This is a genomic window from Streptomyces sp. NPDC101160 (assembly GCF_044768205.1).
In the GTDB taxonomy this organism is placed as follows: domain Bacteria; phylum Actinomycetota; class Actinomycetes; order Streptomycetales; family Streptomycetaceae; genus Streptomyces.
In genome coordinates this window covers 104,440-128,959 of sequence record NZ_JBIWPJ010000005.1, presented here as the reverse complement: position 1 = coordinate 128,959, position 24,520 = coordinate 104,440, and the positions used below count along the sequence as shown (strand labels likewise).

The following is a 24,520-nucleotide window of genomic DNA, read 5'->3' as shown; positions in this document are numbered from 1 at the left end:
AGGGCGGCCCCGGTCATTGGCGTGAGGGGGCCGCCTTCGGCGTTGTCAGACGGCGAACAGAGTGAGGTCGCCGTCGTCGTCGTCCGGTTCGCGGTACGGCGAGGTCGCGGTACCAACCGGGCGGGACAGGATCGGGGTGGTGGGGCCGTCGTTGTGGAAGCGCCAGGTGCCGACGTCGTGCTGGGGGCGGTCCGGGCGGTTCTTGTCGGGCACGGTGTAGAGGCGGGGCTCACCGGGGTGGGTGGCGTTCCACTCCTCCGCGCACACCTTGTGGACGGGCTCGTCGGCATGGGACCGCAGAGGGGTCAACCTGCCGCACAGGCAGCAGGGCCGGTCCTGGAAGCGGTCGAAGTGCCGAGCGTCGCCCCAGTTCAGGTAGGGGACGGCGTCCATGCACAGAGGTGGGGGATGGCGTCGAGGACGGCGTTGGCGAGGTTGTTGATGGGTCCGGCGGCGCCGGTGGAGGCGAGGAAGAAGCCGAATCCGACGGCGATGAACGCGGAGCCGTAGCTGAGGCTGTTGGAGCGCAGGAGGAAGAACAGGACGAGTCCGAAGAGGAAGACCAGGGATATGGTCACGGCCATGCTGGTTACTCCTTGGCGGCTGGTCGGGGTGGCTGGGTAGGCTGCGCGGGCCCCGGGTGCTGACAAGCTCGGGGCATGGCCGACGGCGCGTCCGCCTGGCTCCAGCTAGGAGCGGGGTACGTCTGATGACGGGCGCCGTCGGCCGCTTCGTGCCTCAGCGGGTGCCGGCGTGGTGGATGGCGCGGCTGTGGTTGTGCAGGCGTCGGCCAAGGCGGAGTCGCTTGCCGCGGCCCTTGCAGCGGCGGCAGGTCTTGTCTCGCTTGGGGCGGCCCTTGCGGTCGAGGACGACCTTGGAGCCGAGTCCGCGGCACTTGCGGCAGTCGGCGAACGGCGACACGGCACACAACAGTGCGTAACCGGCGAGGGTGAGCAGGGCGGCGAGGCTAGCGATGGCCATGGAGGGGCCACCTTCCTTCGTCAGGGGCGGTTTCCAGGGGTTTTCGCAGATGGCCCGCTAGACGCTAGTCCGCAGGTCAGTGGCCCTATTGGGTGCTAGCGGGGGTGCTAGACCTAGCAGGCGCGGGTGCTAGGTCTAGCAGTGCTGCTGGGTCAGGCCGCGTCCCGTTCGGCCTTACGCTTCGTGACGGCGGCGGTGATGTCGGCGCGGTCGATGCCGCGCCGGTTGGCGCCCTTGCCGTCGTCGGTGGTGCCCCAGACCTGGCCCGGCTTGATGCCGTGGGGCTTGAGCGCGGCGGTGACGTTCTCGCCCTTCCACCCGGCGTAGGTGTCCGGGCGCAGCTCGGACAGGCGGGTGGCGATCCGCTCGCACCACACGGCCTTTTCGTCCGCGGCGATGACGTCGAGGATGTCGGCGAGGATGTCGGTGCCGGCGGTCTTGTCGGGGCCCTTGCCGATGGCGTGGCCGGTGACGTTGCCGTACTCCTCGCGGGCCTGGCGGGCGCGGGCGACGACCTGTTCGGCGGCGACGGCATCGACGAACGCGGAGGCGACGATGCGGGGGTCGTCGCCCTCGCCGGCCATCCAGCAGATGCCGCGGTCGGAGCGGGAGAACATCGTGGCCCGGTATCCGGCCTTGTAGGCGCCGGTACCGAGGACCATGTCGTTGGCGGTGTGGCCCATGACCTTCAGGCAGAACCGCAGGACGGCGTTGGCGCTGATGCCGGTCGGCAGGGACTTGGCGTCGGGGCGCTGGGTGCCGAACATGCCGACGATGCCGAGCGCGGGACCGCGCTTGGTGATGTCCGTGCAGATCTCTTCGATCTCTGCCCCGTACTCGTCGTGCTCGAAGGGAACCTGGCACTCGTCGGCCCCGACGACGATCGGGTGCAGCCCGAGGCTCTTGTCGCTCGCCAGCTCGGGGGTGACCTTCGACTCCGGGCAGCGCGAGCGGGGCAGTGACTTGATGACCTTCGCCCGGCGCCGCAGCTCCTCGCGCAGCTCTCGCAGAGAGGCGACGACGTATTCGATGTCCTCGTCGTCCTCGCCGGCGCGGTAGCGGTGGCAGACCGGCTCCAGGGCGCCGAAGTCTCCGGTGCCCTTGAAGTCGTACGCGTGGATCTCCGCGCGCGGGTCGAGGGCGGCGATCAGCAGGAGCAGCCGCATCAGGAACGTCTTGCCCATGCGGGGGATCGAGCCGATCACGATAGAGGCGAACATGAGCGTCACCGAGACGTCGCGCATGCGCTGGTCGTTGCCGAAGACGACCGGCTTGAACAGGTCGACCGTGCCGGTCTTCAGCAGCGGCCAGGCGGGCTTGGTGGTCTCGTTCATCGGCTTGTCCCCGACCCACAGCGTCAGGCGGCCCTCGTGCTCGGTCGGGTCCGGGGACGGCCACACGCAGCCGGTCTTGCGGCGCAGGCCGGACGCGAGGGGCTTGCGGGCGTCCATGATGTCCTCGGGCGTCACGCCGTAGGGGAGGTCGAGGTCGGCGCGGTAGCCGGGCCCGTCCCGGACGATCTCGGAGACGAACCGCAGGCCGTTCATGTCGCCGCCCTTCTTGATGGCGGCGGAGATCTTCGCGTTGCCGATCGAGTCCAGACCGCGCAGCACGATCGACCCGGTGAGCTTCTGCACCTCGGTCTTCAGTACGGCCGGGCCGACGACGGGGGCGTCGGGCTGCTGGCCGGCCGCGCCAAGCAGCAGCACCCCGCCCGCGGCGAACACGTACAGGTAGGCGGGGGCGACGACGTACAGCCACAGCGCGAACCCGACCCCGAACACCGCGGCCACGAGGGTGACGAGACCGCGCAGCCGGATGCGTCCGGCCCGCAGCTTCGACAGCCGCATGTACTCCTCGACGTCCTCGGTCCGCACCGCGTAGTCCCGCAGCGGCGCGGCCTCACGGTCCCACACCCACCGGTTGGTGGAGGCGACGAACCGGCACGCGCCGCGCGGGGACATCAGGGCCAGACGCCCGGCATACACCGGGATGCGCACGCCGTGGTAGAGCGCGGCGTAGCCGACGTTCGCGGACGTGTGGCGGGCGGTCGCGAGGAAGTCACGCCGGTTGGTGAGCCATCCGGCGAGAACCGGCTTGCGCTTCTCGACGGTCACCTTCGGGTCGGGCAGGTTCGGGTTGTCCACCAGCGTGGGCGCGGTGGGCGTCTCATCGTCGAGGTCGAGGTCGGGCACCGGGCGCAGGTGCGCGGCCGCGGGCATCTCGGTCATGCTGGTCTCCTGCTGCTGCTCGAAAACGGGGCGGTGGTGCAGAGCCCGGGGCGGCCGGTGATGCTTGGCGGCTGTCGGCCGCCCCGGGGCACAGCTACTTGCGGTCGTTCTTCTCGGCTCGGTCACGGGCGCGGTCGATGATGCGGTCGACCCTGCGCTCCAGGTCGGATCGGTCGGCGTTCTCGCCGGCGAGGGAGCGCTTGCACATGCGGGCGACGTTGAACGCGATACGGGCGTGCTCACCGGCGGTGAGCTTGGGGTAGTTCGGGTCCGGCTCGGCGTTCTTCCTGGCCATCGGATGCCTCCAGACGATGCGGTGAGTGGCGGGATCGGTCAGCGGTGCAGGGTGAACTTGCAGCGGGGGCACTTGGGCGGGTTGGGGCGCGGGACCGGCTTGCGGCAGCCCGGGCAGCAGGACCAGTCCATGGACTTGCGGTTGGTGCCGAACATCGGGTTCTCCCAGGTGGGTGTGGTGGGCGCGGGACTGTCCCGGCTCCCCGCCCACCCCCGGCGCGATGGCTCCGGGGGTGGACAGGCAGGCGTCAGTCGACCTTGCGGATCTCGTGGCTGTGGACCAGGACCGGGCGGATCCCGATGCTGATTCGGTTGACCGTCCAGCGGCCGTTGGTGAGCGGGCCGGGCGGTACCTCGTCCAGGACCCGGCCGGTCTTGCCGACCGCGCGCGGGTCGTCCTCACACGCCAGGATCAGCACCTTGTCTCCGGCGCGGAACATGTCACTTCCCCTTCCGGCGGGCGCGGCTGAGGGTCTTGGCCGCGCTCTTGCCCTCCGGTCCGCCGAGGCTGCGGACGACGGTGACCACGCCCCAGGCGAGGGCGACGGCGAGGAACGCGAGCAGGGCCAGGTTCGCGGCGATCGCGGTCAGCGCGCCGACGAGTAGTGGGCCGAAGTAGACCCCGGCCGCGACCGCGCCGGCGCCGCCCCCGGAGCCGAGCGCGATGCGCTGCACCGTGCGGTCGGGCGGCGCCTGGTGGATGTGCTGGTGGATCACCTGCGGTGCCGCCGACTGCGAGACGGCGGGCAGCTGGTCGGCGTAGGTGTAGGTGCCGTCCGGGAGCTGAACGACCCGGACGGGCTCGGGGAGGTTGTTCACGGCTTCTTCCCTTCGGCTCGGGCCCGCTCCGTCCAGGCGTCCTGGAGGGCGGTGAACTCGGTGTGGATGGGGTCGCCCACGGCGCACGGCCTTTCCTCCTGGCAGTCCAGGCAGGCGCCGGCGTGCGTGACGGACGCCTCGAAGGAGCGCATGTAGGCGATGAACAGCGGGTCGTCGCGTCGGTTGTTCACGGTCGTCTCCTCGGTGCCGCTCACGCGGCGGTGGCGGTGTCGGGAAAGGCGCAGGGGGTGCACATGCCGAGCGTCGGCGGGATGCGGTAGCCCACGTCCTGGCCGTACTGCGGGCACACTCGGCGAGCAGCGTTCGCGCGCTCCAGGGCGGCCCACTTCGCGGGCGTCATCGGGCGGACCGGCAGCGCCAGGTCGACCCGGTAGAGGAACGCGACGAGCGGGCCGCGCCGGCGGCGGGGCCGTTCGAGCTGAGCGGCGACGTCCTGACCACCCGGGCGCAGACCCTGCGCCCGGAGCTGCCCGACCGTCGCCAACCCCTCCGGCGCGAGACGCCAGCGGTAGACGGGGATCGTGCTCACGCCGCGGCCGTCCTCTCAGCCTTCAGCGTGTCGCGCAGCCACCGCCCCTTCTCCGGCGACGTGCGCAGCGCCTTGCGGATCCGGTCCGCCGTCAGATGCTCAACTGGCCACGACTCCGTGAACTGACGTGCCTCGGCCAACAGCTCGTCCTTGGAGCGGCGTGGCACCGTGGTCTTGGCCGCCTCGGGCACCCGGCGGGTCACCCGACGCGGGGTCGACTGCTCGGCGGCGACCGCCCGGACCACGGCCGGACCGGTCGACTCCACCGGCTCCACCACGACGGGCGGGGTGGACTCTTCCGGCTCGAACAGGTCGCACGGGTCGGGGTCGAGCGGGACCGGTTCCAGGGCCGGAACGGGCTGCTCAGAGGTAGACCGTTCCATGCCGATCTGGGTTGTTTCCTCCGCATTCGCGGAGGGGGTCAGTCGGGTAGACCGGTCGACCTCCAGCTCCACCGTCATGCCGCCCGGCTGCTCGACTGGTCCGGCGGGAAGCTCCGGGGTGGTCGTGATGGTGAACATGGCGGCGAGGGCGGCGTTGGCGCCCTCGGTGAGCTGGGCGCGCTGGACGTCGAGCAGTCGCTCGCCGAGGGCGAGGTCGCCGGCGCCGACGTTCCGCGCGAGCTTCCATGACTTCAGGTCCGACTTGCGTCGGACGTTCTCGTCGGGGTGGTTCGCGGCCCGCGCCCGGTGATAGGCGAGGGACTGAACGACCTCGGCCGCGCGGCGCTCAGCCTCGGCGTCGCGGCCGTCGCGATAGACCACGATCCGCCGAGCGAGGAACGCAGCGCCCTCGGCCGACGCGGTCATGCCGAGCGGGGTCAGCGCGTAGATGACCATCTCGCCCGGCGTCTTGGCCGCCATCGCCGACATCGCCGAGGCGGCAGTGGGAAGAGCCCACAGCCCCGCCCGGATCACCACCGGGGCAGACTGCCCCAGTAGCGTCAGACCGAGCAGCACGATCGCCAGGACGGCCGTCGCGCCCTCGCCAGCCGCGACCGCACCCACCGCGGTGCCGGAGCCGTAGGCGGCCCGGATGTTGGTGAAGGTGCCGAAAGCGCCGGCGCCGCCCGTGGCGAGCATCGGAACGAACGCGAGCCCCAGCACCACCTTCTGGACTCGGCTCAGCGGCTTACCAGTGGCGTTCATCCCTCACCCTCCGGCTCCTCGAAGCGGAACGGGGGGTAGGTGACGGGAAGGTCGGCCACACCGCGGCGGATGATGGTCGCCGTGTCGTCGAGCGGCCCGGGGTGCTTCAGGACGCCCATGAGGGTCGCTCGCAGCTCCGCGGTGCGGTTGTCGAGCAGCCGGTAGTGGGCTCGCTCATCGGCCGGCGCGAGCGACGGCAACGGCACAGTCAGCGCCTCGACGATCGCGGCCACCAGGTCCATGACCGCGTCGATGGATTCGGTCTGCTCGCTCACGCTGCCACTCCCTCGGGAAGCGGGGCGTTGACCAGGCCGGTCATGGCGGCGATCTGTTCGCCGGTGAGCTTGGTCTGCTCGTTCATGGCGTGGGCCACGGCGCGAATCTCCCGCCACAGCAGCCCGACCCGGCGCCGAGCCATGCCCCGCACCTGACCCCAGGACTTCCCGCCGGCCGGGACATGGTCGCGGCCGAGGCAGTAGCCGAACTGGATAAGAACGTCGATCGCCTGGTCGCGGTCGTGGTCGGCGGCGCAGGCAGCGGCACGCTCCGGCGTCCACAGGCCGTAGGCCATGAGGTACTGCACGTGCGCGATCTCGCCAGCGGCGCACTGCGCGGCGAAGTGCCACGGACTGACGTCGTCGGACTGGAAGGAGGTGTTCCCGGTCAGCGCGTAACCGTCGCTTCCGGTGCTCCAGGCGATGACCTCGCTGGTCTTCACGTGCACGCCGTAGGAAATGGCGACGACCGCGTGACCGGCTTCATGGAACGCCATGCCGAGACGGGCCTGCTCGTAGTCGAGCGGGATGTCGAAGGTGGGACGACGGCTGCCCCGGTGGTCCAACAGCACCTTCTCGTCGGGGGCGGTGGTCATCATGCGGCACCGCCCGCCCGCGCCAGGCCGGCGCGGTTCGTGAGGTTGCGGCGCTCGGCCAGGACCCGGTTGCGGGCACGGCGGATGCGCCGGCCGTCCAGCTCGCTCGCCGGACGGTCGATGGTCATGATCTGCGCGTCGAGCAGCTCGACCTCCGCCAGGATCAGCGGCATCTCCTGCTCGATCGCGTCCAGCTCCGCGCCCGACGGCTCACCGTCGAACGCGACGGCCGTAACAACGGCCTGAAGTGCAGCGATGGACTTCATTGGGTGTGTTCCTCTCTGACAGGAACGGCCCGAACCGAGCCCCCGGCGTCCTACCGCCGGGGGCTCACGCCGTTAGAACCAGGGATCTCCGGCTCCCCTCAGCCCCGCCCGTACAGCCCCAACGGGACCGGACGAGCAGAGGAGGCAACCGGCCGCAGCCGAACGGCTGCGGCGAGATGGGTAGTGCGATGTCCCCTTCAGGTCTGCGACTCCCGTGTCAGGTAGAGCCGCCATGCCTGGCGAAGGCGTATGGGAACGTGACCTTTCGGTCTAAGCCCTCCGGTTAATGACAAGGCGCCGGGCCGCCTCCCCCCGACCAACGCGGGGCTCCTGTGTCGTGCAGTGGGGCAGCCCAAAGAAGGGCTCCCCCAAGCTCTCCTTGCGGGAGCTCGATGCGATACCTCTATTACAGGTACTGCATCGTGTCTCGTCAAGCAGGGCCGCAAGGGCTCTTCGCTTTCGCGCCGGGACTTCCTGGCGCACCATCAGAATCGCGCCAGGTCAGGGGCGTTGTTCACCCCGCGCGTGGACACCTCAGGGCCTTCTGGCTACGGTCAAGACATCCCAAGACGTCCCACGCGGGGGTGAAGATGCCCAAGCCCAATGAGCGCTTACGGTCCGCCCTGCTCGCTAAGGGCATGACCGTTCAGCAGCTCGCCGAGACCATCGAGGTCAACCCCAAGACGGTCGAGCGCTGGATCACTCAGGGGAAGGTTCCGTACCGGCGCCACCAGTACGCCGTGGCGGCCAAGCTCGGCACCGACGTGACGACACTGTGGGACGACGACCGCGCGGTCGAGACGTCTACGGACCTGAGCAAGGCCGAGATCGTGACGGTCTACCCGCACCGGCACATGGTGCCGGCGGGGCTCTGGCGCGAGATGTACGGCCGCGCCTCCAAGCACGTTGACGTGCTGGTCTACGCCGGGCTGTGGCTCTCCGAGGACCCCCAGTTTCACCAGATCCTGAAGAGCAAGGTCTCGGCGACTGCCCAGGTGCGACTCCTGCTCGGCGACCCGACGTGCGACGCGGTCCGGCAGCGCGGGATCGACGAGGGGCACAGAATCATGGACGGCAAGATCCGCAACGCCCTCATGAACTACCGGCCGCTCCTCGCCAGCCACCCCGAGATCGGGATCCGGCTGCACGACGCGACGCTGTACAACTCGCTCTTCCGCGCGGACGACGAGATGCTCGTCAACACCCACGTCTACGGGATTGGGGCGTACATGGCGCCCGTACTCCACCTGCGCCGGATGCCCGGCGGCGGGCTCTTCGACACGTACGCCAATAGCATCGAACAGACCTGGGGCGGCGCGCGCCCGGTCGCCGACCACGACTTCACGGGAGCCTGAGCATGGGACGCATCGACTACCTTCACGACCCCGACGCGCCGGCCGCGAACAGCGTGGTCCCCTCAGTCGTGGCATTCGTGCAGAACGACGCCGGTCAGGTGCTGATGATCCAGCGTTCGGACAACGGCCGTTGGGCTCTGCCAGGCGGCGGCCACGACGTCGGCGAGTCCATCAGCGACACCGTGGTGCGAGAGGTCTGGGAAGAGACCGGCATCAAGGCGGAGGTGCTCGACCTGTCCGGGATCTACACCGACCCCGGGCACGTGATGCTGTACGACGACGGCGAGGCACGGCAGCAGTTCAGCATCTGCTTTCGCGCGCGGCCGGTCGGCGGGGAGATCCGCACGAGCAACGAGACGACACAGGTCCGCTGGGTGGACCCGGCGGACCTGGCCGAACTCGATATCCATTCCACGATGCGGCTCCGTATCCAGCACGCGCTGGACGGGAGCCGCAGCGCGCCCTACATCGGCTGAGCCGCGGCAACCTTCGCCTCGGAGACCCTGGTGAGCACGCGGACCGTGCACAGCAGGATCTCCGGCTCGGCGCGCCGAATGAACTGCCCGATCAGGCTGTCTGCGCCGTAGCGGCCGGCGATCTCGTTGATGCGGTCCAGGGGGTTCGTGGGGGTCCCGTCCGGCGTGGTGTTCATGTCGCAGAAGCAGAGCGCGTCCGCCAGGTGCTCCTCCTCGCGAGGGAACTCGGCTTCCAGCTCTTCCCGCATTCCGCGCGCCTCCGCCTCCATCCAGGCACAGGAGTGGTGAGCGACCAGCCGCACGACGCGCTCGTCAGCGCCGACACTCCGGAGGTAGCGGGCGCCGTCGAGCGGATGGAAGCCGGTCTTGGCGAGGTCGGGCGAGTAGCCGATGTCGTGCAGAACCGCGGCGGCTTCCAGCAGCTCGGCGTCCGGCCCCAGGATCTCCGCAATCGCTCGCGCCCGCTCGGCGACGCCGAGGGAGTGCTGCCAGCGACGCGGGAGTGGGTCTGCGAGCAGCGACTGCGCGAGCGGGTAGGCCCATTCGGTGAGTGTGGCAGTGGTCAAGACTTCGAGTCCTCCTGTTGAGACGGCAGGGCCCGGACGGACCGGCGCTTCCCCTGCCCTCCTTCGGTGAGCAGGCCGGCGGCCTCCAACTGACCCATGGCTTTGCTGATGGTGGGGCGGGACACCCCGAGGCGGGTACTCAGTTCCCCTTCGCTGAGGAAGACTGCCCCCACCTCCAGACCCTCAGCCGTGATAAGCGCGGCGATCCGCTCGGGCAGCGGCCGGCGGTCGACGGACTCCCCCGCCCGCACCACACGCCACCGGGAACCCGGCACCGGCTCGGCAAGGCCCTCCTTTTGGAGCGCACGGAACGCCCGGAGGGCCACCCCACGAGATACGCCATGCTCGGCAGTGACCTCCGCCAGCGACGGCAGCTCGGTCATGCTCGCGTCGGCGGCGATCTGAGCCTTGAGCTGATCCGCAATCTTCAGGAAGGTCCCGCGAGGGCTCGCTTGCTCCGCCACCTGATCTCCTTCTCCACTCCCGCCTTGACCCCCAAGCCTCGCACGGCCCCTCTCCGGTATCCGGCCAGGACCTTGAGCGAGAGCGTCGAGCATCGGCTAACCGGGCCGGCGCGCCCTCCCGCGAGGGCTGCACTGACTGCACGAGCATGCACCGGGAGATTCCCCCACAAACCACAGCCAGCAACGATACCCTGAGGGGTTCTAGGCATAGGGAGAGAAATGAACCCCAAATCTACCGACGGAGACGCAAGTAGATTCTCCTTCAATATTTCATCCGTGACCCTCAAGGACGGCGAGACCCTTCAGCTACCGAAAAATGGCGTAACTGTCGTCGTCGGCCCGAACAACGTCGGCAAGTCCACATTCCTCAGAGACTTGGCGAACCTCGCAAAGAATGGTCCCCGCGGACAAGGATCGGGAAATCAGACAGCGGTTTCTAGTGTTCAACTAAGTTTCACAGGGAGTGCCGCCGACGCTATCGCTTGGGTTTCGAATCACGCGAAGAGTTATGAACCATCACCCGGCGATACATACTTTAAGGCCCCAGGGACACACATCAGAAAAGCGTCCCTCCAAAGCATCTTCTCTGACATGAATCTTCCTGCCGGAGCCCAGGAGGCGAGTGAATTCCTCTGCTTCTTCTGCGACGCCTGGCAACGACTGAGTTTCATTCAATCCCAAGAGAAAAGGGTTCGCTACAGCGACCCCGCCGATCATCCGTTGCACGTCCTTCAGGATCGACCAGATCTTACCCGCGAGATCAACGCAATCTCACAGCAAGTCTTCGGTCAAGAGATTACTCTCGATAGCGTCGGAAGAAACCTGATCCTGCGCGTTGGAAGGCCTAAACTCTCGAGCCCAAAAATCGATGAAGTCACGGAAGAATACTGGTTGGATATCGAGAGCCTTCCCGAGCTAATGACCCAAGGCGACGGCATGAGGAGTCTGATTGGGTTGATGATGCCGCTCGTTACGGCCTCACATGAAGTCGTACTCATCGACGAACCAGAGGCATTCCTGCACCCACCCCAAGCCTTCGCTCTGGGAAGAATCCTTGGCGAGCTGTCGCAGTCAAAGAGCACTCAAATCATCCTCGCAACGCACGATCGAAATATCCTTGCAGGTATCCTGCAAGCCGGATCCGAGGTTTCAATCATTCGATTGGATCGAAGCGAAGAATGGATTTCGCGTGGACACCAACTGAACGTTGACGATTTGAAGCAGATTTGGGAAGACCCCGTCCTGAGATACACCAATGTACTAGACGGATTGTTTCATAAGGCCGTCATCCTGGCGGAGGCAGAAAGAGATTGCACCTTTTACGCTTCAACACTCGAATGCCTGCCCACTACGGAAGGATCCGGAGCGCCCCCTCGCGACATCCTCTTCGTGCCCGCAGGAGGAAAGGATGGTTTCCCACGACTGGCAAAGCTTCTGCGATCGGTGAGAGTTCCGGTAGTCGTGAGTCCCGACCTCGACATCCTGAACGACAAGAATAAGCTTCGCACTCTCGTTCAAGCCATGAATGCAGATTGGGGAGCGCTTGAAGGGAACTATGCCAAAGCTACCGCGCAGTTCAGGCAACCGCAAGACAAGACGCTAATTCAAGACGTCCTGCAATCCTTGAACGCTATCTTCGAGAGCCGAAAGGGAGACGCATACACGTCCGCCGTTCGCAGAGAGTTCTCAGCCCAGTTGCGGGCAAAGGAGAGTCCGTGGGCGGCGCTCAAGCAGTACGGCGAGCTTGCGTTTCGGACTGAACACGCCGCCGCCAGCTCCCTCCTCGAAGGACTGAGGCAGGCAGGCATCGTTCCCGTCCACGTGGGCGAGCTTGAGCACTTCGCACGCTCTGTAGACGTGGCCAAGGGCCCAGCCTGGCTGCCGGCGGCCATCGCAGCGGGGGCACACAAAGGCCAAGACGCCCGAAAGCACCTCAACGCGCTACTGGACGCAGCAGCGCGCAGACCTTGACGAAGGACTGGCCACAGAAGCGGAACGGCCTTCTCCGGTGAATACGCGAGAGAAGAGCGAGGGCCGAGTTTCGCTGGCGGGCAACGCAGCAGGTCAGCAAGCCGTCACCCCTGGTGCGGCCAAGTCCCTTCTAAGCACTTGGCCGCAGGTTCGAGTCCTGCCGGGGGCGCACGACGAAGACCCTCCTTCGGGAGGGTCTTTCTGCTGGTCGGGGGTGGGTTTCGGCCGGGGCACGGGGGCGCCCGGGGGGTGCGCCTCGGGTGGCTGGATCTGTCCGGCTGGAATCGGCCAGGGGCGGCCTCGTAAGGAGGGGTGTCCGGGCCTGCTGTGGCCGGACCGGCGCGAGTGGAACCGGCACGGCCGCCCGGGACCGCTGACGGGTCGCCCTCGCGCGTACGAGGGGTGACGGCCGTGTCGCGGCGGGTACACAGGTGATGTGAACACGACGCTCGGCCCAGGCCGTATCGCCCGCATCGGACGGCTCCTCCAGGACGGGGTGCGCGACCGGGTGTATCCGGGGGCCGTCTGGGCGGTCGGTGATGCCTCCGGGGGGACGGCGGGCGGGGCGGTCGGGCGCCTTGCGCCGGACGGCGAACCCGCCGTCCCGCACACGCTGTTCGACCTGGCGAGCCTCACCAAGGTGATCGCCGTGTGGCCCGTGGTCGGGACGCTCGTCGAGGCGGGGAAGCTGCGGCTGGAGGCTCCGCTCGGGAGCTTCTGGCCGGAGGTGGCCGGGTATCCGCTCGGGGACGTCACCGCGCTGCAGCTGCTCACGCACACCGCGGGGCTGCCGTTACGGGCCAATCTCCGGGCGCTGTACGGGACGGATCCGCAGGACGTGCGGGACGGGGTGCTGCGGGAGGTGCTGCGGCGGCGGGCCGGGGAGGCGGTGGAGTACACCGACCGGGCGGCGCTGGTGCTCGGGTATCTGGCGGAGTTCCTGACCGGGCGGCCGCTGAGGGAGCTGGCGGAGGTGCGGGTGTGGGGGCCGCTCGGGATGGCGGAGACGCGGTACGGGCCGCTGCCCGCCGCGGCGGCCGCGCGCTGCGCGCCGACGGAGTACGACGAGGAGTCCGGGCGCCATCTCCAGGGCACCGTGCACGACTTCTCGACGCGGCTGCTCGGCGGTGCGTGCGGGATCGCGGGGACGTTCTCGACGGCGGGCGACCTCGGGCGGTTCCTGCGGCAGGTGCTCGATCCGGTGCGGCCGCCGTTCGGGGCGGAGTGGGCGGCGGACTCGCTGCGGGCCCGTACCGGCCGGCTCTCCCCCGTGCGCGGACTGTTCTGGCATCCGGCGCCCGGCACGGCGGTACGGGACGACGTGTGGGTGCACTACGGCTTCACCGGGACCGGGATGTGGGTCAGTCCGAGCCGTCGCCGCTGGGCGGTGCTGCTCACCAACAAGCTGTACTTCACGCGCGACACCGGCCCGGTGACGGCGGTGCGGGACGCGTTCCGGGAGGCGGTGTTTCCGGCCAGGTGACCGAAGAGGGCCGGGATCGTTGCACGCCGTAAACGATCAGACGGGCGAGCGAGGAGTGCGAGTGACAACGTTGCGGGAGGACACGGAGCTGGTCCTGGGCGATGCCGAGCCCGTGCAGCAGGCCGCCCGGGAGCTGGGCGAGGGGCGCGCGGTGGTGCACGGCTTCGCCAACTTCTACGCGCTGACCGCACGGCCCGACCTCGAGGCGGTCGCCCGGGTGAACCGGCTGAAGGGGCGCCCGGACGGGCGGGCCGGCAGCGTCACCACCGTCCCGGCGGGCATCCCGGGCCTGTTCGACTGGACCCGGCTGCCGGCCGACCTGCCGCGGCGGCAGGTGCGGTCGCTGATGGAGGAGCTGTACGAGCTGGGCCCGTTCGGTTTCCGGGGGCCCGCCGCCGACCGGATCCCCGGGCACCTCACGGACGGCCGGGACGGCGTGCGGACCGTGCAGGTCGTCGCGCCCGGGCGGCACTGCCCGTCGAACGCCTTCCTCGCCGCCGCCCAGGAGCGGACCGGCACGGACTTCCTCTTCGTCACCTCCGCCAACCGCTCGTGCGAGCTGCCCCATTGGCGCGGCGAGGGTGCCGTGCGCGACTTCGGTCACGAGCCGGGCGTACGGGTCCTGGTGCACCCGGACGACGGGGCGGCCCGGCTGCGGTACCCGTACCACGCGCCGGTGTCGGTGAGCGTGGTGTCGTTCCACCGTTCGGCGGGGTACGGGCGGGGCGGGCTGCCGGCGCTGACGCTGGAGCGGGCCGGGTCGCTGTCAGCCGAGCACATCCGGTCCGTGGCCGCGAACCACGGCTTCGCGCTCGTCCTGGCCGAGCGGGCCGCCGGGCCCCGGCCCCAGGCCCGTACCTACGCGGCTTCGGTGCCTTCGGCCCGGTAGGCGCGCAGGAAGGCCGCCACGCCGCCCCTGAGCAGGCGGTCCGTCACGTCATCCGGCAGCGGCAGGACGCCGTAGTGGGAGGTCTGGAGGACCAGTCCCGAGGTGAGCACCGTGAAGTGGATGCCGGCGAGCTCGGGGTTGCCGTGCAGGTCGAGCAGGCCGCCGTCGGCGAGTGTGGTCAGCGCGACCGCGAAGGCGGCGGCGACCGAGGCGGGCCCGGCCTCCCGCCAGGCGGCGAGCACCTCGGCGGGGACGTGGTCGGCCTCGGCGTGGATGTGCCGGACCAGGGCGAAGTGGTCCGGGTAGTCGGTGATCAGGTCTGCGAACGCGCGGGCGACGGCGACGAGATCGCGTTCGAGGTTGTCGGGGTGGGGCAGGCGCTCCGGGTTCAGCAGGGTGTGGATCGTGGCCAGTTGGGCGTCGCGCACCTCGTTGGCCGTCCAGGTGATGACGGTCTGGAACAGCTGGGCCTTGCCGCCCGGGAAGTGGTTGTAGAGCGTGCGCGTCGAGACGCCGGCCGCGGCGGCGAGCGAGTCGACGGAGGCGCGCGCGTAGCCCTCGCGGCCGAAGACCCGGCAGGCCTGGCGGACGATGGCGATCTGCTTCTCCAGCTTGCGGGGCGGGACCTCGCGCCGGGCCCGTTCGATCCAGGCGTCGTTGCTGCTGCTCATATCGGCACCTTACCCCCGTACGGCCAGTGAAGTACAACGAGCGTTGCACTTTTTACAACGAGCGTTGTACCTTCTTGGTGTGCCGGACGCAGCGGGCGTCCCGGCCGCTCCTGGAGGGGGAACAGCCATGTCCACGACTGCCGTTGAGAACCGTGAGAACGCCACCGACGCCCACGCCCCGCTGCGCGTCGCCGTCCTCGTCGGCAGCGTCCGCGAGGGCCGGCAGGGCCGCGCCGTCGCCAACTGGTTCCTGGACGTCGCCGAGCGGCACGGCGGCATGGAGTTCGACGTGATCGACCTCGCCGAGGTCGACCTGCCGCTCGCCATGCCGGGCTGGGGCGGCACGCCCAGCGCCCGGGCCGTCGCCGCGCTCGCCCCGGTCACGCCGAAGCTGGCCGCCGCCGACGCCTTCGTGGTCGTCGTGCCCGAGTACAACCACAGCTTCCCCGCGGCCCTGAAGAACCTCATCGACTGGCACAACCCGCAGTGGCAGGCCAAGCCGGTCGGCTTCGTCTCGTACGGCGGGCTCGGCGGCGGCGTCCGCGCGGTCGAGCAGCTGCGCACGGTCTTCGCCGAACTGCACGCCACCACCGTGCGCGACCAGGTCAGCCTGCACGGCCCGTGGAACGGGCTCGGTGAGGACGGCACCCCGCTCGACGGGACGATCGCCGAGGGCGCGGCCAAGGGCATGCTGGGCCAGCTCACCTGGTGGGGCCGGGCCCTGCGTACCGCCCGCGCCGAGCGCCCGTACCAGGTGTGAGGGGGCACGCACCATGAGCACCACCCAGCTCGGCGCGCGCCGCGGGCCCGCCGAAGACACCACGACCGGGACCCCGCTCCGCCGCGTCCTCACCGTCACCGTCATCGGTTCCGTCATGTCCGTCCTCGACATGACCATCGTCAACGTCGCGCTGCGCAGCCTCTCGACGGCCTTCCACGCCCCGCTGACCACCATCCAGTGGACCGCCACCGCCTACACCCTCGCGCTCGCCGCCGTCATCCCGACCGCCGCCTGGGCGATGGGCCGGATCGGCGCCAAGCGCACCTACCTCACCGCACTCGTCCTCTTCACCCTCGGCTCGCTGCTCGCCGCCTGCGCCTGGGACGCGGGCAGCCTGATCGCCTTCCGGGCGGTACAGGGGCTCGGCGGCGGACTGCTGATGCCGGTCGGCATGGCGATGACGATGCGCGCCGCCGACCCGGCCCGGCTCGGCAAGGCGATGGCCGTCGGCGGACTGCCCGTCCTGGTCGGCCCGGTGATCGGCCCCACGCTCGGCGGCTGGCTCGTCGACGCCGCCTCCTGGCACTGGATCTTCCTGGTCAACCTGCCCATCGGCGCGGCCGCGCTCCTCCTCGCGGCCCGGCTGCTGCGCCCCGACGCGCCGCGCGCCGGCGCCCCGGCGCCGCGCCTTGACGTGCCCGGTCTGCTGATGCTCTCCCCCGGTCTCGCCGTGCTGCTCTACGGGCTCGCGCGCGGCGGCGAGGCCGGCGACTTCACGGCCCTCGGGGCGTGGCTGCCCACGGCCGCCGGTGTGCTGCTCGTCGCGGCCTTCGTCCGGCGCGCCCTGACGGCCCGTGCGCCGCTGCTCGACCTGCGGCTGCTGCGCGACCGCACCTTCGCCACGGCGATCGGCACCCTGGCGCTCTTCACCTGCGGCTACTTCGGCTCGATGCTGCTCGCCCCGCTCTACTGGCAGGGGGTACGCGGGTTCAGCGCGAGCTCGGCCGGGCAGCTGTCCATCCCGGTCGGCCTGACGGTCGGCCTGACCATGCAGCTCGCGGCCCGGCGCATCGACCACGTCGCGCCCCGGCGCATGATCCCGGCCGGCGTCGCGCTCGCGGCGCTCGGCATGGCGCTGAGCGCGGTGCAGACCGGCCGGGACGGGGCGCCGGTCTGGCAGGTGTTCGGCTCCGCGATGGTGATGGGCGCCGGCGCGGGCATGGTCCTGATGCCGACGATGACCATCGCGAGCCGCGGCCTGCCGAAGGACCGGCTCGCTGCCGCCAGCACGGCCCTGAGCATCAACTCGCAGGTGGGCGCGTCGATCGGCACCGCCCTGTGCTCGGTGGTCCTCGGCTCGACGGGCATCGGCCCGGCCGGCTTCCGGACCACGTACGCGGTGGCGGCGACGCTGCTCGCCCTGGCCCTCGTACCGGCCCTGTTCCTGCCGGGCAGGCCCCGCGCCGCCACCCGCTGACCGCCTCGCGACGGCTCCGGCTCCCGCCTCGGATCAACCCCGGCTCGACATCAGCGCCTTCAGCGCGATGTTGAGCCGGAGGACGTTGACCCGGGGCTCGCCGACGAAGCCCAGGATCCGGCCGTCGGTGTGGTCGGCGACGAGCTTGTCGACCTGGGCGACGGTGAGGTGGTTCAGCTCGGCGACCCGGTGCACCTGGAGCCTTGCGTACTCCGGCGAGATGTGCGGGTCGAGGCCGGAGCCGGAGGAGGTGACGGCGTCGGCGGGCACGTCCTGCGGCCGTACGGTGAAGTCCGGGGTCGAGTTGTCCTTGATCACGGCCGTCTTGGCGTCGGTCACCCACTTGATCAGTTCGGGGTTGTCGCCGGAGCGGTTGGTCGCGCCCGAGAGGATCAGTTTGTACCGGGTGTTGACGGAGTTGGTGCCGAGGCCGTTCGACGGGCGCGACTGGAACCACTTGAGGTCCGTGTAGCTCTGTCCGATCAGCTCCGAGCCGACGACCCGGCCGCTCGCGTCCTTGATCTCCGAGCCGTTGGCCTGGTGGGGGAAGGCGAGTTGGGCGAGGCCGGTGACGGCCAGCGGGTAGAGGACGCCGAGCACGACCGTGAGGACGAGGAGGGCACGCAGGCCCGCCCAGAGCAACCGCCCCGCGCTTCCTATGGAGTTGTTCATGTCAGCACGCCTTCTGAATTAACTCAGTCCGGGGATGAGGGAGAGAAGCAGGTCGATGATCTTGATGCCGACGAACGGGGCGACCAGGCCGCCGAGTCCGTAGAGCCCGAGGTTGCGGCGGAGCATCCTGTCGGCGCTGGTCGGCCGGTAGCGCACGCCCTTCAGGGCGAGCGGCACGAGCGCGACGATGATCAGCGCGTTGAAGACGACCGCGGACAGGATCGCGGACTCCGGCGAGGCGAGCCGCATGATGTTCAGCTTGTCCAGGCCCGGGTAGGCGACCGCGAACATCGCGGGGATGATCGCGAAGTACTTCGCCACGTCGTTGGCGATGGAGAAGGTGGTCAAGGCCCCTCGGGTGATGAGGAGCTGCTTGCCGATCTCGACGATCTCGATGAGCTTGGTCGGGTCGGAGTCGAGGTCGACCATGTTGCCGGCCTCCTTCGCGGCCGACGTGCCCGTGTTCATCGCCACGCCCACGTCCGCCTGGGCCAGCGCCGGGGCGTCGTTCGTGCCGTCACCCGTCATCGCGACCAGCTTCCCGCCGGCCTGCTCGCGCTTGATGAGGGCCATCTTGTCCTCGGGGGTGGCCTCGGCGAGGAAGTCGTCGACGCCCGCCTCCTCGGCGATGGCCTTGGCGGTCAGCGGGTTGTCACCCGTGATCATGATCGTCCTGATGCCCATGCGCCGCAGCTCGTCGAACCGCTCGCGCATGCCCTCCTTGACGACGTCCTTCAGGTGGATGACGCCGAGGACGCGGGCGCCCTCGGCGTCCTCCACGGCGACGAGCAGCGGGGTGCCGCCGGCCTCGGAGATCGCGTCGGCGACGGTACGGGCGTCGGCGGCGACGGTGCCGCCGCGCTCCTCGACCCAGGCGATGACGGACCCGGCCGCGCCCTTGCGGACCTTCCTGCCGTCGACGTCGACGCCGGACATCCGGGTCTGGGCGGTGAACTCGATCCACTCGGCGTGCGCGAGCTCGCCGAGAGAAGGCGCGCGAAGCGCTTCCGCGGAAGGGTGGTGGTGGGCGACGGGTGGGAGCTCACGCAGCCCGTACCTCTCCTTGGCGAGGACGACCACCGAGCGGCCCTCGGGCGTCTCGTCGGCCAGCGAGGAGAGCTGGGCGGCGTCGGCGACCTCCGCCTCCGTCGTACCGCGCACGGGCACGAACTCGGCGGCCTGGCGGTTGCCGAGGGTGATCGTGCCGGTCTTGTCGAGCAGCAGCGTCGACACGTCGCCGGCCGCCTCGACGGCGCGCCCGGACATCGCGAGGACGTTGCGCTGGACCAGGCGGTCCATGCCGGCGATGCCGATCGCGGAGAGCAGCGCGCCGATGGTCGTCGGGATGAGGCAGACCAGCAGGGCGGTCAGCACGATCATCGAGGTCTGCCTGTCGGCGCCCGCGTAGACCGCGAAGGGCTTCAGGGTGACGACGGCGAGCAGGAAGACGATGGTGAGGGACGCCAGCAGGATGTTGAGCGCGATCTCGTTCGGCGTCTTCTGCCGGGCGGCGCCCTCGACCAGGTTGATCATGCGGTCGATGAAGGTCTCGCCCGGCTTCGTCGTGATCTTGACGACGACCCGGTCGGACAGCACCTTCGTACCGCCGGTGACAGCCGAACGGTCGCCGCCGGACTCGCGGATCACCGGCGCCGACTCGCCCGTGATGGCGGACTCGTCGACCGACGCCACGCCCTCGACGACGTCACCGTCGCCGGGGATGACGTCGCCGGCCTCGCAGACCACCAGGTCGCCGATGCGCAGCTCGGTGCCGGGGACCTGCTCCTCGCCCCTGCCGTCCTTCGTCAGGCGTCGCGCCACGGTGTCGGTCTTGGCCCTGCGCAGGGTGTCGGCCTGGGCCTTGCCACGGCCCTCGGCGACGGCCTCCGCCAGGTTGGCGAAGATGTTCGTCAGCCACAGCCAGGCGGTGATCGCCCAGCCGAACCAGTCGCCCGGGTTCAGAAACGCGAGCACGGTGGTGACCACCGAGCCGACCAGGACCACGAACATGACCGGCGACTTGACCATCACCCGCGGGTCGAGCTTGCGCAGCGCGTCCGGCAGCGACTTCAGCAGCTGCCTCGGGTCGAACAGGCCCCCGCCGACCCGGCCTGCGTCGCCGTCCTCGTGCTGGTGCGCGGGCCGGGGTGCGTCCTCGTGCGGTGCGCGGGTGGGTGTGAGGGTGCTCATGCTGCGAGTCCTTCGGCGAGCGGGCCAAGGGCCAGGGCCGGGAAGTAGGTGAGACCGGTGATGATCACGACGGTGCCGACGAGCAGGCCGGTGAAGAGCGGCTTCTCGGTGCGCAGGGTGCCCGCGGTCTCGGGGACGGGCGTCTGCTCGGCGAGCGAGCCGGCGAGCGCGAGCACGAACACCATGGGCAGGAAGCGGCCGAGCAGCATCGCGATGCCGATCGTCGTGTTGAACCACTGGGTGTCGGCGTTCAGGCCGGCGAAGGCGGAGCCGTTGTTGTTCGCGCCGGAGGTGTAGGCGTAGAGGATCTCGGAGAAGCCGTGCGCGCCCGTGTTCGTCATGGAGTGGGCGGGCGTGGGCAGGGCCATCGCGAGGGCGGTGAAGACGAGCACGAGCGCCGGGGTGACGAGGATGTAGCAGGCCGCGTAGGTGATCTCGCGGGTGCCGATCTTCCTGCCCAGGTACTCGGGGGTGCGGCCGACCATCAGGCCGGCGACGAAGACGGCGATGACCGCCATGACCAGCATGCCGTAGAGGCCGGAGCCGACACCGCCGGGCGCGATCTCGCCGAGCTGCATGCCCAGCATCGTGAGGCCGCCGCCGAAGCCGGTGTACGAGGAGTGGAAGGAGTTGACCGCGCCGGTCGAGGTCAGCGTGGTGGTGACCGCGAAGATCGACGAGCCGCCGATGCCGAAGCGGGTCTCCTTGCCCTCCATCGCGCCGCCCGCGATGTCGAAGGCGGGGCCCGGGTGGGCGAACTCGGTCCACATCATCAGCGCGACGAAGCCGAGCCAGATGACGCCCATGGTCGCAAGGATCGCGTAGCCCTGCCTGATCGAGCCGACCATGCGCCCGAAGGTGCGGGTGAGCGCGAAGGGGATGACGAGGATCAGGTAGATCTCGAAGAGGTTGGAGAGCCCGTTGGGGTTCTCGAAGGGGTGGGCGGAGTTGGCGTTGAAGTAGCCGCCGCCGTTGGTGCCCAGCTCCTTGATGACCTCCTGCGAGGCGACCGCGCCGCCGTTCCACTGCTGGCTGCCGCCCATGAACTGACCGACCTCGTGGATGCCGGAGAAGTTCTGGATGACGCCCGTGGCGACCAGGACCAGCGCGCCCACGACGGAGATCGGCAGCAGGATGCGGACGGAGCCGCGCACCAGGTCGGCCCAGAAGTTGCCGAGCACACCGGTACGGGACCGGGCGAAGCCGCGCACGAGGGCCACCGCCACGGCGATCCCCACCGCCGCCGAGACGAAGTTCTGCACCGCGAGGCCGCCGGTCTGCACGACATGGCCCATGGCCTGCTCGCCGTAGTACGACTGCCAGTTGGTGTTGGCCACGAAGGACGCGGCCGTGTTGAACGCCTGGTCCGGGTCGATGGAGACGAAGCCGAGCGAGCCGGGCAGGGAGCCCTGGACGCGCTGCAGCAGGTAGAGGAAGAGCACGCTCACGACGGAGAAGGCGAGCACCCCGCGCAGGTACGCGGGCCAGCGCATCTCGGTGTCGGGATCGGCTCCGATGGCCTTGTATATCCACTTCTCGGGTCTGAGGTGCTGCTCCGAGGAGTAGACCCGCGCCATGTGCTCGCCCAGGGGCTTGTAGGACAGGCCGAGGGCGACGATCAGCGCCAGGAGCTGGAGGGCACCGGCAAGAACGGGACTCATGTCGGGGCTCAGAACCTCTCCGGCTTGACGAGGGCGAGGACGAGGTACCCGAGCAGGGCGACGGCGACGACGAGACCGACGATGTTCTCGGCACTCACAGCTTCGCCACCCCCTTGGCGATGAAGGCCACCAGCGCGAAGACCGCGAGCGTGGTGACCACGAAGGCCACGTCGGCCATCGTGAGCTCCTGACAGAGAGAGCGGATGTGTCTGACGTGACGAGGAAAACGCCTTCCGGCCAGGACATCGCCGCTGTTGACGGGCCCCTAACGCCGCGAGCAGTCGTCTTGACGCATCCCCTACGCCGGTTTCGGTCAGCCGCGCGGTCAGCAGGCGGGACGTCAGTGGCCTGACGCGCGCGGTCAGCAGGCGGGGCGTCAGTGGCCTGACCCCGAGCACGCACTAGGTGACCGGGCCGCCCGTCCGTCCGTCCCGTCAGGCGGGCATCAAGGTTGCCGTAGGTGGCGTAAGCGGTCCGTCAGGGCGCCGTGTCGGTGCCGGGGCACGGGCCTAGCGTCTGTCGTATGCAGCACATGAAGCCGATGAGGGTCCGTCCCGACGCCGACGACGCGGAACCCCCGGTCACCGCCCATGACACCACCTGGGCCGGGGAGGCCCGCACCGCCGCCGGCTGCGCCGGGCTGCTGCTCGCCGCCCTCCTCGTCGTGGACGCGGTCGACGGCGGTCTGGAGACCTGGAGCGTGGCGCTGTGGGTCGGCCTCGCCGTCCTGCTCCTCGTCATCCTGCTGCCGGCCCGGGTGAGCGCCGCCCCGGGCCGGCTCAGCGTGCGCGGGCTGTGGACGCGGCACACCGTGCGCACCGACCGGCTCGCTTCGGTGCGCTGGTCCAACGGCGTGGCGCAGCGCCTCGTGCTGCGCGACAAGGACGGCGGCCGGGCCGAGCTCGACCCGCAGGTCCTGGTCGACAACCCGCCGCTGTGGCAGCTCGTCAGCACCGCCGCCCGTACGTCCCTGCGGGACGGCACGCTGCTGTGCGGCCAGACCGCCCTGCACCAGATGCAGCGGCGGATCGACCGGGAGACGGCGGAACGGGTGTTCCGGGTTTCCGGGCTCTGAGCCCAGGAGCGTTGGAGCCGCTGAGCGCCTGAGCGCCTGGGCCGCTGGGCCGACGTACGACGAAGGGCGCCGCTCCCGCGTGGAGCGGCGCCCGCTTCGTACGGCCGAGCGGCGCCCGCTTCGTACGGCCGTCAGATCCGGAACCGCAGCCGGCACACCGCCGCGTCCGTGTCCCGCCGTACCGCGTGGGCGACGACCGCACCGCGCTGGTTCTGGAGGAGCCGCTGCCACAGCCGCTCGGGCTCGGCCTCCGGGATGAGGACGGTGACGCGGCTGTCCGGCCGGGCGGCGGTCAACTCCCGTACGTACGCGGTGATGGGGCGGCCGAGCGAGCGGCGCTCGGAGGTGAGGCGGATCAGCGGGACGCCCGGGTTCCACAGGTCCCAGTCGCGTTCCAGGGCCTCGGTCTGGGCGCGGTCCTCGGGGTCGGGGTGGCAGACGGTGACCGCGCGGACCTCGTCGCCGAGGGAGACGGCGGCGGTCAGGGCCTCGCTGGTGACCCGGGTGAGGGAGGAGACGGGCACCAGGACGAGCGAGTGGGCGCGGTGCGGCGGTTCGGGCACACGCCCGACGCCCAGGCGCTCGCCGATCCTCCCGTACGCCCGGTGCACGCCCTCGAAGAGGGCGACGAGCAGCGGCAGCGCGATCACGATCAGCCAGGCGCCGTCGTGGAACCTGGTGGCGGTGACGACGACCGCCGAGACGCCGGTCAGGACCGCGCCGAGGCCGTTGAGCAGTGCCTTGCCCCACTGCCCGGTGGCCTTCCAGTGCAGCACCATGCCGGTCTGGGCGAGCGTGAACCCGACGAAGACGCCGATCGCGAAGAGCGGGACGAGGGTGTTGGTGTCGCCCCCGGAGAAGACGAGCAGTCCGGCCGAGACGACCGCGAGCCAGACCACGCCGTGCCGGTGCAAGGACGGAGGCCTGTCCGGCGGAGGCGACGGTGGAGACGGGGGAGACAGGGGAGGCGAGAGAGACAGGGGAGGCGAGAGAGACGGGCGAGACGCCGGAGACGAGGGAGACGGGGGCGTCGCGGAAGAGGCCGACGACCACCATGGCGAGGATCGCGCCGACGAACACGGCGGTGGGCACGATGAACGCGCGGGCCGATTCGACGATGCCGCGCAGGTTCACGGCCGTGACGAGCACGAGGACGCCGAGGCAGAGCGGCAACCGGTCGGCGTAGAGCGCCGGGTAGGCGGAGGTGAGGGCGGCGACGCCGGCCGTGACGGCGACGGCGACGTTGAGCACGTAGTCGAGGACGAGCGAGGCCGCGGCGACCAGGCCGGCGCGCCGGCCCAGGTGCCTCTTGGCGACCGCGTACGAGCCGCCGCCGTCCGGGAAGGCGGCGATGACCTGTCGGTACGAGGCGACGAGGACGGCGAGCAGCCCGGCGATGGCGAGCGTGACCGGCAGCGTGAAGCCCAGCCCGTGCGCGCCGGCGGCGGCCAGGACGAGCACGACGGCCTCGGGGCCGTACGCGACGGACGCCATCGCGTCGAGCGAGAGGGCGGCGAGGCCCTGGAGCGCGGTGAGCCGGTGCCGGGCACCGGGATCGTTCCCCGCCGTATCAGGAGGCTCCTCCGCGCCCCTACGGCAGTGCTCTCGGTCTTGACGGCCATCTCCCGGGTTTCCTTTCACGACGGGTCCTTGCAGCGTCCCTGCAGGTCTGCCCCAGAGTGCGGTCCG

Annotated in this window: 28 protein-coding genes, 1 tRNA gene and 1 pseudogene; 9 read left to right on the top strand and 21 right to left on the bottom strand. The window is 70.1% G+C overall.

What is annotated here, in order from left to right:
• Window positions 1–45: 45 nt before the first annotated feature.
• The 13 genes from ACIRSU_RS16905 to ACIRSU_RS16845 all read right to left on the bottom strand — a co-directional run bounded on the left by ACIRSU_RS16905 (window position 46) and on the right by ACIRSU_RS16845 (window position 7,160).
• Entirely contained in the window at window positions 46–393 is a 348-nt protein-coding gene (locus ACIRSU_RS16905; protein ID WP_403792792.1) for a hypothetical protein, read from the bottom strand.
• Window positions 372–584, bottom strand: a complete 213-nt coding sequence (locus tag ACIRSU_RS16900) for a hypothetical protein (protein WP_403792790.1) — start codon at window positions 582–584, stop codon at window positions 372–374. Before ACIRSU_RS16900 ends, ACIRSU_RS16905 begins: the two co-directional genes overlap by 22 nt.
• Before the next feature lie 154 nt (window positions 585–738).
• Entirely contained in the window at window positions 739–981 is a 243-nt protein-coding gene (locus ACIRSU_RS16895) for a hypothetical protein (protein ID WP_403792788.1), read from the bottom strand.
• Window positions 982–1,133: 152 nt separating this feature from the next.
• Window positions 1,134–3,212, bottom strand: a complete 2,079-nt coding sequence (locus ACIRSU_RS16890; protein WP_403792786.1) for a cell division protein FtsK — start codon at window positions 3,210–3,212, stop codon at window positions 1,134–1,136.
• Between the two features lie 94 nt (window positions 3,213–3,306).
• Window positions 3,307–3,507 carry a DUF6257 family protein gene (locus ACIRSU_RS16885; RefSeq protein WP_403792784.1) on the bottom strand — a complete coding sequence of 67 codons (201 nt, stop codon included), beginning with the start codon at window positions 3,505–3,507 and terminating at the stop codon, window positions 3,307–3,309.
• Window positions 3,508–3,754: 247 nt separating this feature from the next.
• On the bottom strand, window positions 3,755–3,946 hold the full coding sequence (locus ACIRSU_RS16880; RefSeq protein ID WP_403792782.1) for a hypothetical protein: 192 nt from the start codon (window positions 3,944–3,946) through the stop codon (window positions 3,755–3,757).
• A 1-nt stretch (window position 3,947) separates the two neighbouring features.
• Window positions 3,948–4,325 (bottom strand): DUF6251 family protein, encoded by a 378-nt coding sequence (locus ACIRSU_RS16875; protein WP_403792780.1) that lies wholly within the window; start codon window positions 4,323–4,325, stop codon window positions 3,948–3,950.
• Window positions 4,322–4,516 carry a hypothetical protein gene (locus tag ACIRSU_RS16870; protein WP_403792778.1) on the bottom strand — a complete coding sequence of 65 codons (195 nt, stop codon included), beginning with the start codon at window positions 4,514–4,516 and terminating at the stop codon, window positions 4,322–4,324. The genes ACIRSU_RS16875 and ACIRSU_RS16870 overlap by 4 nt, the downstream gene beginning before the upstream one ends.
• 20 nt (window positions 4,517–4,536) lie before the next feature.
• Entirely contained in the window at window positions 4,537–4,875 is a 339-nt protein-coding gene (locus ACIRSU_RS16865) for an RRQRL motif-containing zinc-binding protein (RefSeq protein WP_403792776.1), read from the bottom strand.
• Window positions 4,872–6,023: a conjugal transfer protein gene (locus ACIRSU_RS16860; protein WP_403792774.1), complete on the bottom strand. Its 1,152-nt coding sequence runs from the start codon at window positions 6,021–6,023 to the stop codon at window positions 4,872–4,874. The genes ACIRSU_RS16865 and ACIRSU_RS16860 overlap by 4 nt, the downstream gene beginning before the upstream one ends.
• The gene (locus tag ACIRSU_RS16855; protein ID WP_403792772.1) at window positions 6,020–6,298 is read right to left on the bottom strand and encodes a hypothetical protein; all 279 of its coding nucleotides are present in this window, start codon (window positions 6,296–6,298) and stop codon (window positions 6,020–6,022) included. The genes ACIRSU_RS16860 and ACIRSU_RS16855 overlap by 4 nt, the downstream gene beginning before the upstream one ends.
• Window positions 6,295–6,897 carry a hypothetical protein gene (locus ACIRSU_RS16850; protein WP_403792770.1) on the bottom strand — a complete coding sequence of 201 codons (603 nt, stop codon included), beginning with the start codon at window positions 6,895–6,897 and terminating at the stop codon, window positions 6,295–6,297. The genes ACIRSU_RS16855 and ACIRSU_RS16850 overlap by 4 nt, the downstream gene beginning before the upstream one ends.
• Window positions 6,894–7,160: a DUF6284 family protein gene (locus ACIRSU_RS16845; RefSeq protein WP_403792768.1), complete on the bottom strand. Its 267-nt coding sequence runs from the start codon at window positions 7,158–7,160 to the stop codon at window positions 6,894–6,896. Before ACIRSU_RS16845 ends, ACIRSU_RS16850 begins: the two co-directional genes overlap by 4 nt.
• Before the next feature lie 638 nt (window positions 7,161–7,798).
• On the opposite strand from ACIRSU_RS16845, the gene ACIRSU_RS16840 reads away from it, so the two are divergent.
• Together ACIRSU_RS16840 and ACIRSU_RS16835 are read left to right on the top strand one after the other, a co-directional pair.
• Window positions 7,799–8,515: an XRE family transcriptional regulator gene (locus ACIRSU_RS16840; RefSeq protein ID WP_403792767.1), complete on the top strand. Its 717-nt coding sequence runs from the start codon at window positions 7,799–7,801 to the stop codon at window positions 8,513–8,515.
• Window positions 8,516–8,517: 2 nt separating this feature from the next.
• A complete protein-coding gene (locus tag ACIRSU_RS16835; protein WP_403792765.1) occupies window positions 8,518–8,991 on the top strand; it encodes an NUDIX domain-containing protein in 474 nt (157 codons plus the stop codon).
• Here the strand turns inward: ACIRSU_RS16835 and ACIRSU_RS16830 are convergent.
• Both ACIRSU_RS16830 and ACIRSU_RS16825 read right to left on the bottom strand, forming a co-directional pair.
• The gene (locus tag ACIRSU_RS16830; protein WP_403792763.1) at window positions 8,979–9,557 is read right to left on the bottom strand and encodes an HD domain-containing protein; all 579 of its coding nucleotides are present in this window, start codon (window positions 9,555–9,557) and stop codon (window positions 8,979–8,981) included. The two genes, ACIRSU_RS16835 and ACIRSU_RS16830, sit on opposite strands and share 13 nt — an antisense overlap.
• Window positions 9,554–10,021, bottom strand: coding sequence for a GntR family transcriptional regulator (locus ACIRSU_RS16825; protein WP_403792761.1), 468 nt, complete (start codon window positions 10,019–10,021; stop codon window positions 9,554–9,556). Before ACIRSU_RS16825 ends, ACIRSU_RS16830 begins: the two co-directional genes overlap by 4 nt.
• A gap of 276 nt (window positions 10,022–10,297) precedes the next feature.
• Here ACIRSU_RS16825 and ACIRSU_RS16820 point away from each other — a divergent pair, with 276 nt between their 5' ends.
• The 4 genes from ACIRSU_RS16820 (at window position 10,298) to ACIRSU_RS16805 (ending at window position 14,364) form a co-directional block, all read left to right on the top strand.
• The gene (locus tag ACIRSU_RS16820) at window positions 10,298–11,992 is read left to right on the top strand and encodes an ATP-dependent nuclease (RefSeq protein ID WP_403792759.1); all 1,695 of its coding nucleotides are present in this window, start codon (window positions 10,298–10,300) and stop codon (window positions 11,990–11,992) included.
• Window positions 11,993–12,082: 90 nt separating this feature from the next.
• Window positions 12,083–12,158 (top strand) — tRNA-Arg (locus tag ACIRSU_RS16815).
• A 270-nt stretch (window positions 12,159–12,428) separates the two neighbouring features.
• Entirely contained in the window at window positions 12,429–13,475 is a 1,047-nt protein-coding gene (locus ACIRSU_RS16810) for a serine hydrolase domain-containing protein (RefSeq protein ID WP_403792757.1), read from the top strand.
• Window positions 13,476–13,536: 61 nt separating this feature from the next.
• Window positions 13,537–14,364 carry an L-threonylcarbamoyladenylate synthase gene (locus tag ACIRSU_RS16805; protein ID WP_403792755.1) on the top strand — a complete coding sequence of 276 codons (828 nt, stop codon included), beginning with the start codon at window positions 13,537–13,539 and terminating at the stop codon, window positions 14,362–14,364.
• Here ACIRSU_RS16805 and ACIRSU_RS16800 read toward each other — a convergent pair.
• Window positions 14,334–15,035, bottom strand: coding sequence for a TetR/AcrR family transcriptional regulator (locus ACIRSU_RS16800; protein ID WP_403792753.1), 702 nt, complete (start codon window positions 15,033–15,035; stop codon window positions 14,334–14,336). The genes ACIRSU_RS16805 and ACIRSU_RS16800 overlap by 31 nt on opposite strands.
• A gap of 127 nt (window positions 15,036–15,162) precedes the next feature.
• On the opposite strand from ACIRSU_RS16800, the gene ACIRSU_RS16795 reads away from it, so the two are divergent.
• Together ACIRSU_RS16795 and ACIRSU_RS16790 are read left to right on the top strand one after the other, a co-directional pair.
• Complete coding sequence (locus tag ACIRSU_RS16795; RefSeq protein WP_403792752.1) at window positions 15,163–15,795, top strand: NADPH-dependent FMN reductase; 633 nt, start codon at window positions 15,163–15,165, stop codon at window positions 15,793–15,795.
• Window positions 15,796–15,808: 13 nt separating this feature from the next.
• Window positions 15,809–17,233, top strand: coding sequence for a DHA2 family efflux MFS transporter permease subunit (locus ACIRSU_RS16790; protein ID WP_403792750.1), 1,425 nt, complete (start codon window positions 15,809–15,811; stop codon window positions 17,231–17,233).
• 33 nt (window positions 17,234–17,266) lie between these two features.
• Here the strand turns inward: ACIRSU_RS16790 and ACIRSU_RS16785 are convergent, their stop codons facing one another.
• Genes ACIRSU_RS16785 through kdpF form a run of 4 tightly spaced genes read right to left on the bottom strand, consistent with a single transcriptional unit; the run spans window position 17,267 to window position 21,854 of the window.
• Window positions 17,267–17,905, bottom strand: a complete 639-nt coding sequence (locus ACIRSU_RS16785) for a potassium-transporting ATPase subunit C (RefSeq protein ID WP_403792748.1) — start codon at window positions 17,903–17,905, stop codon at window positions 17,267–17,269.
• Window positions 17,906–17,923: 18 nt separating this feature from the next.
• Entirely contained in the window at window positions 17,924–20,095 is a 2,172-nt protein-coding gene (gene kdpB / locus ACIRSU_RS16780) for a potassium-transporting ATPase subunit KdpB (RefSeq protein WP_403792747.1), read from the bottom strand.
• The gene (gene kdpA / locus ACIRSU_RS16775; RefSeq protein ID WP_403792745.1) at window positions 20,092–21,756 is read right to left on the bottom strand and encodes a potassium-transporting ATPase subunit KdpA; all 1,665 of its coding nucleotides are present in this window, start codon (window positions 21,754–21,756) and stop codon (window positions 20,092–20,094) included. Before kdpA ends, kdpB begins: the two co-directional genes overlap by 4 nt.
• Window positions 21,757–21,764: 8 nt before the next feature.
• Complete coding sequence (gene kdpF, locus ACIRSU_RS16770; protein WP_327354689.1) at window positions 21,765–21,854, bottom strand: K(+)-transporting ATPase subunit F; 90 nt, start codon at window positions 21,852–21,854, stop codon at window positions 21,765–21,767.
• A gap of 425 nt (window positions 21,855–22,279) precedes the next feature.
• Here kdpF and ACIRSU_RS16765 point away from each other — a divergent pair, with 425 nt between their 5' ends.
• On the top strand, window positions 22,280–22,831 hold the full coding sequence (locus ACIRSU_RS16765) for a hypothetical protein (protein ID WP_403792742.1): 552 nt from the start codon (window positions 22,280–22,282) through the stop codon (window positions 22,829–22,831).
• Window positions 22,832–22,962: 131 nt separating this feature from the next.
• Here ACIRSU_RS16765 and ACIRSU_RS16760 read toward each other — a convergent pair.
• A pseudogene (locus ACIRSU_RS16760) lies at window positions 22,963–24,472 on the bottom strand (APC family permease).
• Window positions 24,473–24,520 lie beyond the last annotated feature (48 nt).

What these genes read in the sequence shown, in the direction of transcription:
- ACIRSU_RS16880 (WP_403792782.1), bottom strand. Translation starts at nt 3,946, where the DNA reads ATGTTCCGCGCCGGAGACAAGGTGCTGATCCTGGCGTGTGAGGACGAC.
- ACIRSU_RS16860 (WP_403792774.1), bottom strand. Translation starts at nt 6,023, where the DNA reads ATGAACGCCACTGGTAAGCCGCTGAGCCGAGTCCAGAAGGTGGTGCTG.
- ACIRSU_RS16890 (WP_403792786.1), bottom strand. Translation starts at nt 3,212, where the DNA reads ATGACCGAGATGCCCGCGGCCGCGCACCTGCGCCCGGTGCCCGACCTC.
- ACIRSU_RS16895 (WP_403792788.1), bottom strand. Translation starts at nt 981, where the DNA reads ATGGCCATCGCTAGCCTCGCCGCCCTGCTCACCCTCGCCGGTTACGCA.
- ACIRSU_RS16845 (WP_403792768.1), bottom strand. Translation starts at nt 7,160, where the DNA reads ATGAAGTCCATCGCTGCACTTCAGGCCGTTGTTACGGCCGTCGCGTTC.
- ACIRSU_RS16850 (WP_403792770.1), bottom strand. Translation starts at nt 6,897, where the DNA reads ATGATGACCACCGCCCCCGACGAGAAGGTGCTGTTGGACCACCGGGGC.
- ACIRSU_RS16905 (WP_403792792.1), bottom strand. Translation starts at nt 393, where the DNA reads ATGGACGCCGTCCCCTACCTGAACTGGGGCGACGCTCGGCACTTCGAC.
- kdpB (WP_403792747.1), bottom strand. Translation starts at nt 20,095, where the DNA reads ATGAGCACCCTCACACCCACCCGCGCACCGCACGAGGACGCACCCCGG.
- ACIRSU_RS16900 (WP_403792790.1), bottom strand. Translation starts at nt 584, where the DNA reads ATGGCCGTGACCATATCCCTGGTCTTCCTCTTCGGACTCGTCCTGTTC.
- ACIRSU_RS16840 (WP_403792767.1), top strand. Translation starts at nt 7,799, where the DNA reads ATGACCGTTCAGCAGCTCGCCGAGACCATCGAGGTCAACCCCAAGACG.
- kdpA (WP_403792745.1), bottom strand. Translation starts at nt 21,756, where the DNA reads ATGAGTCCCGTTCTTGCCGGTGCCCTCCAGCTCCTGGCGCTGATCGTC.
- ACIRSU_RS16790 (WP_403792750.1), top strand. Translation starts at nt 15,809, where the DNA reads ATGAGCACCACCCAGCTCGGCGCGCGCCGCGGGCCCGCCGAAGACACC.
- ACIRSU_RS16885 (WP_403792784.1), bottom strand. Translation starts at nt 3,507, where the DNA reads ATGGCCAGGAAGAACGCCGAGCCGGACCCGAACTACCCCAAGCTCACC.
- ACIRSU_RS16785 (WP_403792748.1), bottom strand. Translation starts at nt 17,905, where the DNA reads ATGAACAACTCCATAGGAAGCGCGGGGCGGTTGCTCTGGGCGGGCCTG.
- ACIRSU_RS16795 (WP_403792752.1), top strand. Translation starts at nt 15,163, where the DNA reads ATGTCCACGACTGCCGTTGAGAACCGTGAGAACGCCACCGACGCCCAC.
- ACIRSU_RS16835 (WP_403792765.1), top strand. Translation starts at nt 8,518, where the DNA reads ATGGGACGCATCGACTACCTTCACGACCCCGACGCGCCGGCCGCGAAC.
- ACIRSU_RS16800 (WP_403792753.1), bottom strand. Translation starts at nt 15,035, where the DNA reads ATGAGCAGCAGCAACGACGCCTGGATCGAACGGGCCCGGCGCGAGGTC.
- ACIRSU_RS16765 (WP_403792742.1), top strand. Translation starts at nt 22,280, where the DNA reads ATGCAGCACATGAAGCCGATGAGGGTCCGTCCCGACGCCGACGACGCG.